This window comes from Planococcus sp. BI3 (assembly GCF_056680115.1).
The window spans coordinates 3,656,073-3,668,194 of record NZ_CM155266.1 but is presented as its reverse complement, the minus strand read 5'-3'; the positions used below and the strand labels follow the sequence as shown (position 1 = coordinate 3,668,194).

Annotated in this window: 10 protein-coding genes; 3 read left to right on the top strand and 7 right to left on the bottom strand. The window is 42.8% G+C overall.

The genetic code is table 11. The features are described 5' to 3' along the window. Positions 1-5: 5 nt before the first annotated feature. From AC1MEO_RS18125 to AC1MEO_RS18115, 3 genes are all read right to left on the bottom strand, one after another. Entirely contained in the window at positions 6-959 is a 954-nt protein-coding gene (locus AC1MEO_RS18125) for a hypothetical protein (protein WP_480333101.1), read from the bottom strand. A 341-nt stretch (positions 960-1,300) separates the two neighbouring features. Further along, positions 1,301-1,951, bottom strand: coding sequence for a DUF4352 domain-containing protein (locus AC1MEO_RS18120; RefSeq protein WP_480333099.1), 651 nt, complete (start codon positions 1,949-1,951; stop codon positions 1,301-1,303). Positions 1,952-2,106: 155 nt separating this feature from the next. Beyond that, on the bottom strand, positions 2,107-3,525 hold the full coding sequence (locus tag AC1MEO_RS18115) for a TcaA 3rd/4th domain-containing protein (RefSeq protein WP_480333098.1): 1,419 nt from the start codon (positions 3,523-3,525) through the stop codon (positions 2,107-2,109). A gap of 158 nt (positions 3,526-3,683) precedes the next feature. Between AC1MEO_RS18115 and AC1MEO_RS18110 the strand changes: the two genes are divergently transcribed. The 3 genes from AC1MEO_RS18110 to AC1MEO_RS18100 all read left to right on the top strand — a co-directional run bounded on the left by AC1MEO_RS18110 (position 3,684) and on the right by AC1MEO_RS18100 (position 7,261). Further along, positions 3,684-4,196: a zinc ribbon domain-containing protein gene (locus AC1MEO_RS18110; protein ID WP_480333096.1), complete on the top strand. Its 513-nt coding sequence runs from the start codon at positions 3,684-3,686 to the stop codon at positions 4,194-4,196. Next, the gene (locus AC1MEO_RS18105; RefSeq protein ID WP_480333094.1) at positions 4,186-5,760 is read left to right on the top strand and encodes a zinc ribbon domain-containing protein; all 1,575 of its coding nucleotides are present in this window, start codon (positions 4,186-4,188) and stop codon (positions 5,758-5,760) included. Before AC1MEO_RS18110 ends, AC1MEO_RS18105 begins: the two co-directional genes overlap by 11 nt. Before the next feature lie 100 nt (positions 5,761-5,860). Then, on the top strand, positions 5,861-7,261 hold the full coding sequence (locus AC1MEO_RS18100; protein WP_480333092.1) for a TcaA 3rd/4th domain-containing protein: 1,401 nt from the start codon (positions 5,861-5,863) through the stop codon (positions 7,259-7,261). 99 nt (positions 7,262-7,360) lie between these two features. Here the strand turns inward: AC1MEO_RS18100 and AC1MEO_RS18095 are convergent, their stop codons facing one another. The 4 genes from AC1MEO_RS18095 to AC1MEO_RS18080 all read right to left on the bottom strand — a co-directional run bounded on the left by AC1MEO_RS18095 (position 7,361) and on the right by AC1MEO_RS18080 (position 11,853). Beyond that, positions 7,361-8,641 (bottom strand): trypsin-like peptidase domain-containing protein, encoded by a 1,281-nt coding sequence (locus AC1MEO_RS18095; protein WP_480333090.1) that lies wholly within the window; start codon positions 8,639-8,641, stop codon positions 7,361-7,363. A gap of 341 nt (positions 8,642-8,982) precedes the next feature. Then, on the bottom strand, positions 8,983-9,924 hold the full coding sequence (locus AC1MEO_RS18090; protein WP_480333088.1) for an acetamidase/formamidase family protein: 942 nt from the start codon (positions 9,922-9,924) through the stop codon (positions 8,983-8,985). A 334-nt stretch (positions 9,925-10,258) separates the two neighbouring features. Next, positions 10,259-11,677: an amidase gene (locus tag AC1MEO_RS18085; RefSeq protein ID WP_480333086.1), complete on the bottom strand. Its 1,419-nt coding sequence runs from the start codon at positions 11,675-11,677 to the stop codon at positions 10,259-10,261. After that, positions 11,674-11,853, bottom strand: coding sequence for a hypothetical protein (locus tag AC1MEO_RS18080; protein WP_480333084.1), 180 nt, complete (start codon positions 11,851-11,853; stop codon positions 11,674-11,676). The genes AC1MEO_RS18085 and AC1MEO_RS18080 overlap by 4 nt, the downstream gene beginning before the upstream one ends. Between the last annotated feature and the right edge of the window lie 269 nt (positions 11,854-12,122).

Genomic DNA, 12,122 nt, shown 5'->3' with positions numbered 1-12,122 from the left:
GAAATTCAACTCAATTGCTCTTTCACCATTTCCACTAAATAAGCCATATCCTCTATGCCATAGCGCTGATCACAGGGCAAGGGCAGGATGTTGGCGGCGTATTGGTATTCAATACTTTCTTCCGGACAGTCGTCGATGACATTCGGCCAAAGCAGCGGAATGTAGATGTTCTGTTCGGCCAGCCTGTTCCTGATTGCGATGCCGTCTTCCACCAGGAAAGGATAGGCGAAAGCCCCTTCCGGCACAGTCAGATTCAAGGGATTTTCTGCACCCAGCTGCTTTTCCAGATACGCATAGTTTTCATTCCGTATGCGGCAGGCCCGTTCGTAATCGATGGCCCCCAGCAGATTGTGTGTCAATTTCGACATGGTCCGGAGCGGCACGTCACTCAACATCTCATTGCTGGAACGAAAATCAGCATAATAATCGCTGGCGCTCCCTTCATAGCGGCCGAGAATATGCGCCATGCGATCTTTCGAAACGTCCTGGTCGAGATCTTCATAGAGCACCGCATCGGTCGCCAAATAAGCTCCATCCGGCACACCAAAAAATTTCCGGCAAGAGTAGATCGTGTCAATGCCCGGCAGCGGCTTCTGGAAAAAAGCCTGGATGTGATCCAAAATCAACTGGCCGTAATGCTCCTTGAGGGCCAAGGTTTTTCCCTGCGTAAACTGCCCATACAAATTCACGATATACAGGTATTCATCCGCCTCCAGCAGTTTGTCAAAAATAGGCTGAAATTCCTGATCGACATGATAATATTCAAATTCGTAGTTATGCTTCCGCAATAGATCGCTGACCGAGTCGCACAAGTAATAAGGAATATGCAATTTCTTGATTTTGCGTGCTTTCAATAGATACAATAGCGCGTTGCTGCCGCTGTTAAGCGCCAGCAAACCGCTGTGAAATTCCTCGCTGCGCAAATCCTCCATGCCAAAATATCCGCCGATTTCTTTCATTTCCTATCTCCTTCAAGCAGCCAGATCCCAGCTGCAAACTGGTCGACCGCACCTTAATTGTTGGGAACCGCACCTCAAACGTTGAAGAGCGCACCTCAAATAGACAAGTCCACTTTGATTCCTTATAAACGTGATTCTATTTTATCATTTAATTTGCAAATAATACAGATAATTTAGAAAACTAATATGAAATTTTCTGGGAAATCATTAGGAAAATAAAATCTAAAAAAAAGATGCCCCCACTCAAAGTTCGGGAGGCCATCTCATCAGCACAAAAATTGCACCTTATGCTTTTATTTAATTGATCATTCAAGTGCGTAGTATAGATTTCAGTCTACTGGTTACTTAAGCTGAATTTTGGTATCTCCAATTTGGATATACCATTTACCTTGTGCAAACTTCTCTTTTGATACTTCATAAACTTCTGTATCGGTTACACTGATATCCGGGTTGAGGTCAGATAAAACTTTTGAGTCGTCAATTTCAGTTTCAACTGCGTATGCACCGCTTGCATCAACATCCGATGAATATTGAGTCTCCTTTTCATCCACCAAACTCACAGTTGGATAACTGAACATGCCAATCGGCTCATCAGAAATATTCTTCATTGTGTATTGAATTGCTACCAACGTTCCGCCTTCTGAAGCTTTCTTCCCGAATAACTCTGGGTCTCCGATTGTATCCATTTCTTCAAAAACGGTAACAGCCACTTCTACGTTATCTACTGTGACAGATTCCCCGACTTTATAATTTTTTTCCTCAGCAACTTCTGTTGCTTCAGCTTCAACATCAGCTCCTGTTGCAGCTTGTTCTTGTTCGTCATTTCCTCCACCTAAAGTACTAAAAATTCCCAACAATAAAATAACTCCAATTGTTGTCATGATTTTATGTCTCATAAACCAATTACGCTGATCTTTCCCGCAACTAGGGCATTTTTTAACTCCTTTTGCAATTTCCTTCTCACACGCTTTACAGGGCACTAATTTGGCCATACTAATAATCTCCTCTTTTTTAACAACTATCCTTAATATTAATTCAAAAGACTTATTATGTCTACAAAAATTTGTAAATAATCTGTGATATTTTATTTATTTCATTTTCTAAAAAAGAGCCCAAGAAAATCCTTGTGCTCTTTCATCAACTTCTTTTACATCTCTACTTTATCTGAAGAAATTTGATTTATATCTTGAATATAATACTGGCCGTTTTGCAATATCACAGTGTAAGCCTTCGTTTTATTGTATTTTAGACGGTCTTCATAAGAATCGAAATAGAACATTTCTGCGGTTGTCACTACAAAAGTGCTTTCGTCTATGATTTCTATACCTGTTGTTGTATTAGACTGAAAATCATAGTAATAGGATTCATCCATTGCAGAATGTCTGTTGATATCAGTCAAATAGTCTTCCTGTATTTTGCTGCCGGTAGGAAAATAAGCAGCAATATAAGAAAAATCCGCATAATTTAAAGCTGATTCAAACGAGTAGCGGAACTCATCTACAAAAGAAGAAATAGCTTGGCCATGTTCGTCGACAAGTTCTTCAAGCTGCTTTTCTTCAAACTGTTGTTTTCGTTCTGCTGTCACTTTTTCCTGAACATGCGCAAAGCGGATATGTGCCGCATCAGTCTCAATTGCTAATGGCTCCCCTTTTACTTTTTCACCTTTATCATCTTTGGTTTCAGCAGTGATTTCCATCGTTCCATCCATCGGAACAGGACCAAAAGACTTTACTTCAGAAACCATTTTTTCAGTGGACTTCCCATCAATCCATAAGATCGCTTCCGGTACGTCCGAAGTGACTTTTACCATGCCTGCATCAACTTCAGGAGTGAAATTATAACTGTTTTTGCCATTCCCCACTACTTCTGTTGAACCCTTTTCTTTAATTTCACCATACTCACTGGCTAGTTTAACGTTCCACTCATAACTGCCAGGCAAGAAATCTCCGACTTTGACGATTTCCCCTTTATCACCTCTAACAGTTACATCTGCCATCGTGATCGTCGTACCGTCAAGTGGCATCTCCATTTCAACTGTTACCGGATGAATTAAAAAACTCACTTCATTATATAAACCGAATAAAACGGGCTTTTCCAGAACCGAGATTAATTTATTGCCTTCAGAATCTAGGATAATATTGGTGAGTCCTTCCTCCTTTAACCGATTAGCTTCTGATTTGATCTGATCACGAATGCTTTCCCAGCCTTCTTCTTCTACGAAAGAATAAAACCCTTCCTCACTTTTCGAAGTTTTCTCTGACACCTCGAAGTAACTTAATAACTTACTTTTATCTCCTGCGCTATATGACTGGTTCATTTTAGCCAGTGTATTGGAAACATCGTATTTAGACTGAAAAAACAAATGGCTGCCTATCAATCCCAATAAAATTACCAACGCTGAAGCTACAAGAGCGATTCTTGTTTTCTTCCGTTTAGGTGGATTGTTTTTTTTCTCTTTCTGTAATTTTCCATTTTCAGAAGGAGCTTCTTCTAGACGGCTTCCACAGCCTACACAAAACTTTTCTGTACCTTTTCTTTCTTCGCCGCAGTTAGAACAATTTTTCACGTTACTTCCCTCATTCTTTTTTACTAAATATACCATATGAATAGTTTTTTATGAACACGAAATTTACAAAAATAATAAAACAATAGTTCTATATATTAAATTCATATGATATTATTTAACTAATAAATAACTATTCTTTTACAAATGGAGGAATTTCGGTGAATGAGTTTCAAAACAAAGTAGGTGGCAGCTTGAACAAGATTCAAGATTCGCTGCAACAAGGCAAGCAAAAACTTCAAACGGTCCAGGAAATCAGCCAAATTGAACAATCATTAAGTGCTTTACGGCAAAAGCGTCAAGAGCTTATCGTATTAATGGGCAATAAAGTGCATAAAAAACTAAGGTTAAATGAAATTACAGACACCGACTTCCAGGAAATATCCACTAATATTGAAGCCATCGATAAAAATATTTATCAGCAGGCGAGAGCAGTAGATCAATTAAAAACCTCCTCCCAAAATATTTATATTTGTACTTCCTGCAATTCGGAAGTCAATCCTTCCGATAAATTCTGTGGATCTTGTGGAACCCCCGTAGTTATTATGGAAACAGCCGAAGAAGAACTAAAAAGTTGCCAAGAATGCGAGGAAGAAATACCTCATTCCGCTTTATTTTGTCCGTGTTGTGGAAATCCAACTGTAGCTATTCAGGAGGGCTCGTATGTTTTGTAAAGAATGCGGTTCCAAGCACCCTGGATTCATTAACTATTGCCCAAATGATGGACAAGCACTAATAGCTGCTTTCCCTTCTGCTGTACACCATAAAAGCGAAGGATTTTGTGCCGGTTGCGGAAATCCCATAACATCTGCAGCACAATATTGCCACCATTGTGGAGAATCCAACAGCACATCAAAAGTTGGAACAGCCAAAAAAATTCAACAACCACAAACACCTGTCAACTCAGCAATTATGCACAATACTAAAATCCAATCGTTCACTCTAGCATCATTTACTTCAATCTTAATGGCTCTCGGCATCTCTATATTGTTAGTAGTTGTTGCCGCATTCCTTTTAAAGACCGAAGCAGAAACCGCTATGATAGAAATTTCAGATGGCGAGATCACTAGAGGCCAGTTCAATTCTTTCGAAAATTATATTGCCAGTGAATTTGAAAGTGAATATGAAGTAAATTTAGACCTTCCGAGCATTTATAACATTTTCACTTACATTTCATTTATGCACGGGGTAGATTTCGAATTGACTGGAGAAGCTTTCGAGAAAGAAAGTGACTTTTTCCAGTATGGCATTGATATCAATGCCCAAAATTTTTCCGCTCCACTGTTATTGATCACATTTATAATGTTGATGCTTAGTGGCGTTGTATTAGGCTTTTATACGAAGAAAGATAATGTCCCAATTTGGCAATCGATTTTAGGTTTTAGCTTTCTTTACGGTATATTCGTAACCATTTCCTCCTTTATTGCTGGATTCAAATACGATAACGATTTTGAAAGTGTGTATGCCGATGTTTCTTTAAGTTTTGCAGGAAAGTTTCCTCTATTTGAATCTTTCTTTTCCGGATTACTTTTAGCTGCTGCTATTGCAGGTTCTTCGGCTTTGTTTATGGTTTACAGAAAACAGACTTTTAACTATTTGAGAACAAAAGCTTCTTATGTACAATATTTAGCTTTCAGCATCTTTTTGATTCTCGGCGGACTCTTCTCAATGGTAGCCATTTCTCTAACCGCACTGAGTACCTCCCCTGCTGCCGAAGATCTTTTTGAGTATTTCGAGTTGAATGGAATAGCCTTATTTGGGTCCTTCAGTATGTGGATATGGGATTTAGCTCATTTCCTGCCCATCAACTTGAGTATGCGGGAGTTTGGAGAAACAGAATCCTACACTTTCCATTTACTAGAGTCTTTATCAGATAATCAGAGTGATATTATCAACTTGTTTTTTATAACGGATTCATTTCCAATATGGGTAAAATTGAGCTTCTTATTGCCAGCAGCTTTACTGGCCATGACTGGGTATTACCTGTATACGACTCACCGCATGAAGATCAGCGAGTTACTTAAATTCAGCGCTTTTTACGGCGTGCTTATGGTAATCGTCAAGCTGTTTACCAGTTTGAAATTGTTTATATCAAGCACAAGTTTTGGCGAATCAGATGAAGCCTTGAGTATTCAAGTCCATTCGGATTTAATTTCTGTCTTTCTGATTTCCGCTTTGTACGCCCTTGTTTTCTTTAGTGCAGGAGGATTTTTAAAGCGGTATTTGACTGAGTCATAATCATATAGCTTTATAGACAAAAGCGGACATCCCAGGAATCTCTTTTGGGAAGCCCGCTTTTCTTTTTTATATTAAATAGACCGTAGTGGAGGGAAGTAAGATGAAGAACTGTTCTCATTGTGGAGCGAAAAGAGATTCCACTGACAAATTTTGTTTGAATTGTGGGTTTGAACACGAAGAAGGGTACCAGCCTTCCACATTGAATAAGGCTGGCAGCACAAAGAAAGTTCCCAGGAAAAAGATCGCCATCCTTATTTCTGCAATTGCTCTTGTTATCATTTTAGTAAGTACACATATTTTTTTAGAAGTGAAATATGATTCTTCTAAACTATTGAGCGAAATGAACCAAGCTTATACTCAAGGTGAATACAGTCAATTTCTTTCTTATTTCACCTTTGACGACAATGTAGTGAGTGATCCTGAAGGCTTCTACTCTTTTGTTGAGGAAGAAGGCTGGAAAGAAATACGGGACCAGGTGAAATCAGAAGTAGAGCTTCTCGAAAATGACGGCTTATCCAACATTATTACAGACTCAGCAGGCAATAAATTTATTACCGTAACCCAGGACCCTGTCTTATTCGGCTTATATAGTGAATTCTCCCTTTTGCTTCATCCTGTTACTGTTGAAGCAACCACTCTTCTAGATGAAACGACCATTGAAGTAAATGACAAGATCGTCACTGGAAATCAAGATGAGAAAATTGAAATTGGAAAGTTCATTCCCGGAAATTATAAATGGAAAGCAACTGCTGCCAGCTCTTATTCTCCCATTGAAAATACGGCTACCGCAGAAATACGAGGAGATGGATCTAATCTCTATAAACTAAATCCCACTCTCGAAGCTGGTATGACTACGATTACTTCTGACGTAGCAGATGCCATTCTCTGGATTGATGGGAAATCTACAGAAAAAACCGTATCAGAAATGAAAAACTTTGGACCGGTTCCTTTCAACAAAACGGTGGAAATTTCTGCTGAATCAAAAGATGAAGACGGCATTATTGTAAAAGCAGACCCCATAATGGTTGAAGGAGAAACTGCACATATTGCCTTTGATTTTGTCCAACAAAATCTTGCTGAAGAGAAAAGTGAAAAGCTGGAAGCCAAACAGCTGAAAAAGTTGCTGGATACCCATGAAATGATGTTACATGATTTAATCGCTTCATTCCGGTATGAATTTGAAACTGCTTTGAACTATGGGGAATTTTCTTATATTTCTTCATTCTTCCCTTCTGCGAGCCCTATTCAAGCGGAATATATCGCAAAAATGGAAGAGCATTATAATACAGTAGAATATTATAATTACGACTTTATTTCTTCTGTAGTGACTGATATTCAGGCCATAGATTCGACTACTATGCTGGTGGATACTGCCGAGGTTTTCCTTTATACCATTGAAGAGAATGACTACAGGTATCATAAAACGAAAAGATATACGGTGAATGTCCAAAACGGTTACTACATTACAAATATTGAGGAATTATCTACCGATATCGAATAACAATAGCTTATTCTAAAAAGACTCAGTCCATTATTGCTGACTGAGTCTTTTTAAATTATAGACATTAAGCTACTTGATTACATCAATCAAAACCGGCGATTATTCACCTTCAATATCGCCAATATAATAATCACCATATTCATCCACTACCACCGTATAAGTTTTATAGCGTTCTTCAAATGTCCATTCACCTGACGTATTCATAAAATCAAAAGACTCATACGTTCGGACGAGTGCGTATTCTGCATAAGTATCTATCTCTAATACAGTAAAATCTTCAAAATCGAAAATCATTCCGCTGCCGGTCACTTGATCTATATAATTTGAAATTCCATAATAGATGGGACTGTCATAAAGAAGCATATCTTCAACATAATAAAACTCTTCTTCAGATAAAGCCATTTCATAATAAGAACGGTAATCGCTAAGAAACTCCACTACTTCCTCTTCAGTAATTGAAGAGCCGGAACCATATGATCCGCTGTTTCCTTCCTCGTTTGTGTGCTTTTCAGCACTGGTTTCATAGTCAGTGTAAACACCAAACAATGCTGAAACTTCATTCGCAGACATTGGACGGTTGTCCCAATCCAACAACGAATCATAAACAGAATGTAGAGGAATAGAAAAGCCAATTGCATTGCCTTCATTGTAAAGCAGCGAATTGATGCCGATCACCTTGCCGTTTTCCGCATTAATCAACGGGCCTCCACTACTGCCTGGAGCTATTTGAGCATCAATTTGGTAAACATCTTCATATTGAAACTCAAACGTAATGTCCCGGTTAATTCCAGTAAGATAGCCTATCGATGCAGAGTTTTCAAAACCATTTGGGCTTCCCAACGCGATGACTTCGGTTCCAACGTCAGTAACGTCCATCTCCGTGATCAATGGCTCCAAATCATTGAAAGCATCCACTTTCAGCAAAGCAATGTCTTCTACATCTGATATTCCAACTACTTGGCCGTTATATTCTTGCCCTTCACTGTCCCGGATTGTAACGTCAGTATAGCCAGCCACTACATGCGCGTTAGTGACCACCATTCCGTTTTCTTTAAACAAAAAGCCCGAGCCAAAACTATCATCCGTAATAATAGTATATACTTTTTTCTGCGCTTCTTTTATTATCTCTTTTTTACTTGTACTCTTTCCCTTTACTTCCGCTTTTTGTTCATTAGTATTGCCTTCTCCCTCTTTCCCTGAGAGATAGTGCTGCAGGCTGAATCCGCCTCCGCCAGCAACCATAAGAGAGACAAACAAAATTAAAATATTTCTTTTGCTTGAACTGCTGCTCTTCCCGCGCTTTACATCTAGCTGGTTGCCACAATCCTTACAAAATTTTGCTTCTTCTTTATTGGTTGTTCCACAATTTGTACACTTCAAACCAACAGCCCCTCGCCATTCACCATAAACTTATTATATGTTTTGCTATACAAAATAACTAGTCAATATTATCTACTTATTGGATTTTTCTTCTATATTTTATATTAGATATTAGTTTTTATTTTATTGCCGCTGGGGGCTTAATGATGTGATGAAATGACAATTGCTGTCTTGTTAAAGATCCGAACATGCAGAGATGGTTCTGCCTCCCTTTACAAAAAAAGTTTTTCCGTTTCGGCATAGATCAACGTTAAACAAAAATCGTTCTTCTGCGTTAATCTGAACCCATAATAGCCAGTAAATCTAAAAAAACGCCGCCAAATTCGGCAGCGTTTCATCATTTATCCACCCTCTTGAAATACGGCAAGCGGCAGCAAGGCACTCACGATATACTGGCCGGCGTCGACGATTTCGGAGATTTTAAGGTCGACGCATAGGCTGCATAGCAGGTAGGCATCTTTCGGCTCAAGGCCATAATTCTCCGAAATGTGGTCCACCATGGCGCGGATGGAATCGCGCGCCGCTTCCATCAGGTCAGGTCCGACGCCGGTTGTTCCGTAAAAGCCTTTGTGGTCGACTTTCGGCGTCAACGCCCCAGCTGTCTGAAACTGCGGGGCCGGAATTGACTTGCCTTTGATGAGGCGGAATTTCAGCGAGGCCTGCATCGGGCATTCGAGTGCGGTCACGCAAACTTCCCCGTCGCCTTGCGCGGCGTGGGCGTCTCCGCAGCTGAACATGGCACCCGCCACCTGCACCGGCAAATACAGCTTGGTGCCGACCGTCAATTGCCGCGTGTCCATATTGCCGCCGAAAGTTCCAGGCGGCATGATGGCTTGCCCTTCAGCGTTAGCCGGACCAACACCCATCGTGCCAAGGAACGGGGCGATCGGCACTTTGATGGTGTCGCTGAAGTGGATGGATTCGCCGTCGCTTAAATCGAAAGTTCTTAAGTAAGCATCCGGAAACTCTTCCGGCAAGAGGCCGAGTCCTGGCAAAATCGCCATCCACCCCCAGCTTCCCGGGGTCAAATTAAGGATTTCCACTTCCAGCGTGTCACCCGGTTCTGCTCCCCGGATCTCCACCGGTCCTGCGAGCGGATAAACTTTTGCCCAGTCGAGCGTGGCGATGTCTTCTGTTTTGGAATCCTTATTGAATTGATTGTCCGCCACTTCCCGCGTGGAAAAGTCCACCTGGTCCCCGCTGTCGATGGTCAGCACCGGCTGTGGGTCCTTATCCCACGTGTAATGCACGCGGTCTTCCGGAAATTTATGCGTATTGGCCAAATTGGTCACCCTTTCCTGTTGAAATAGCAATAAAATCGATGTGATTCTTCCAGTTAATTGGATATACAGTCCGAATCGGGCCAAATACGGGCCAACCGGCAGCAAATACTGTCCGTTCGGCTGAAATACAGTCCAAACTCCGCATAATACCGGCCGTAGCTTGAAAAACCCATTGAATGCCCAAGACCAGGAAAGCGCAAGCCTGCGCTTTCCACTTCAGAATCGTATTTATTATGCTGCGGAACGCATTTTATTCGCCGTGAATCGTATTTCACTTGCTATGAATCGCATTGGGCACGCTGTGGATCGTATTCCACACCCAACGAGTCGTATTTTAGCCAAGCACTTTCAAACTTGGCTTTTGGCCTTTCATCAGCTCGAGCTTTTCGATTGCATAGGCGACGTTGAGGATTTTTTCCTCCTGGAAGGCCGGACCCATGATCTGCAGGCCGACCGGCAATCCGTCGCGGACGCCGCATGGGATGCTGATGGCAGGCAAGCCGGTGAGATTTCCGGGTCCGGTAAAGCGGATGACTTCGTCCAAAAAGCTCAGCGCCTGGCCGTTGATGTCGACGGTGCTGTCGCCGATCGGCGGTGACAGGAACGGCAAGGTCGGCGTAATGAGGACGTCCACTTTTTCAAACGCCGCTGCAAAATCGAGATCCAGCTTGCGGCGGATCTGTTGCGCCTGCACGTAATCAACGCCGGACATCAGCTCGCCCACTTCCAATAGGAAACGGACGTCTTCGCCGAAATTCTCTGGCTGCTTGACCAAATTATCGTGATGGATGGCGCTCGCTTCTGTGGTGATGGTGACGAGTTCCGCAAATTCAGCCTGCGCAAGTGACGGAATCCGGACCGGTTCAATCCGCGCACCGAGTTTCTCCAGCTGCTGGAGCGCATGCTGGACGGCTTCATTGACACGATTGTCGACATTTTTGAAGAAATAGCCTTCCTCGATGCCGATGACCATCCCTTTGACGTCTTCATTCAATCCTCCAGAATAGTTCTGCGTCGGCCGGTCGACGGAAGTCGGATCTTTCGGATCGTAGCCGCCGAGCACTTCCAAAAGCAGCGCGGCGTCAAAGACGGTTTTCGTCATCGGGCCGATGTGGTCGAGGCTCCACGACAGCGGAAAACAGCCGTATTTGCTGATGCGGCCATGCGTCGGCTTCAAGCCGATGATGCCGCAGCTCGATGCCGGAATCCGGATCGAACCGCCGGTGTCCGTGCCGAGCGAAGCAATCGTCATGTTCGCCGCCACCGCCGCACCCGATCCGCCGCTCGAGCCGCCTGGAATCTTGCTGAGGTCCCACGGATTTTTGCAGGCGCCGTAATGCGGGTTGGTCGTCGTCGCGCCCCAGGCATACTCGTGCATATTGAGCTTGCCGTGGAACGTCACGCCCGACAGCTTCAGCTTCGACACGACAGTTGCGTCAAAGTCGGCAATAAACCCTTTGTGGATTTTCGATCCCATCGTCGCCGGCTCATCCTTGAAATACAAAATATCCTTGAGCGCCATCGGAATGCCGTGCAGGAAGCCGCGATAATTGCCGCTTTGGATCTCCTGCTCCGCCTGCCTCGCCGACTCCAGCGCCTGTTCTTTCTGCACGCCAATAAACGCGTTTATTTCTCCGTTTAAAGCGTCGACGTTCGCCAAAACTGCTTCTGTCAATTCAACAGGCGACACCTGTTTGTCGCGCAGTTTTGGCGCCAGTTCCCCGATCGATTGCGCCGCTAATTCTTCATTCATGGCCGCTCACCTCCTGGTACATGCGTCAGCGCCATATCGAAATCCTTCAGCTGTGAATTGTCCACCGTGTCGCGCAATTGCTGCACCGCCTGCATCTGCTGCGCCAACATTTCCTGATGCGCTTCGGGTACCTGAATCCCCCGCTCTTCTAAAATCCTGTGAATGCCTTGTGCCATAGCAAGTCCTCCCATTCAGATAGTTTGGTAAGGTGTGAGAATCTGGGTTGTCTACCGACAGTTTATCACAGTTCACAGACAGTTCAGTTAATTTAGAGGCGATTTTCAGCAGAATAAAACCCTGTCCGGCAAGAAGGTGTCTTGTCAGGCAGGGGTCATGACGTGAAAAGCCGTGTAAAATCATATTTTTATCGTTGTGAATCGTATTTCGCTCCTTGTGAGTCGTATTCTGCCTCTAATAGAACGTATTCTAGCCCCTGCGAGTCGTA

Excerpts from the sequence above, each read along its gene's own strand:
- AC1MEO_RS18125 (WP_480333101.1), bottom strand. The coding sequence starts at position 959 with ATGAAAGAAATCGGCGGATATTTTGGCATGGAGGATTTGCGCAGCGAG.
- AC1MEO_RS18080 (WP_480333084.1), bottom strand. The coding sequence starts at position 11,853 with ATGGCACAAGGCATTCACAGGATTTTAGAAGAGCGGGGGATTCAGGTA.
- AC1MEO_RS18100 (WP_480333092.1), top strand. The coding sequence starts at position 5,861 with ATGAAGAACTGTTCTCATTGTGGAGCGAAAAGAGATTCCACTGACAAA.
- AC1MEO_RS18085 (WP_480333086.1), bottom strand. The coding sequence starts at position 11,677 with ATGAATGAAGAATTAGCGGCGCAATCGATCGGGGAACTGGCGCCAAAA.
- AC1MEO_RS18120 (WP_480333099.1), bottom strand. The coding sequence starts at position 1,951 with ATGGCCAAATTAGTGCCCTGTAAAGCGTGTGAGAAGGAAATTGCAAAA.
- AC1MEO_RS18105 (WP_480333094.1), top strand. The coding sequence starts at position 4,186 with ATGTTTTGTAAAGAATGCGGTTCCAAGCACCCTGGATTCATTAACTAT.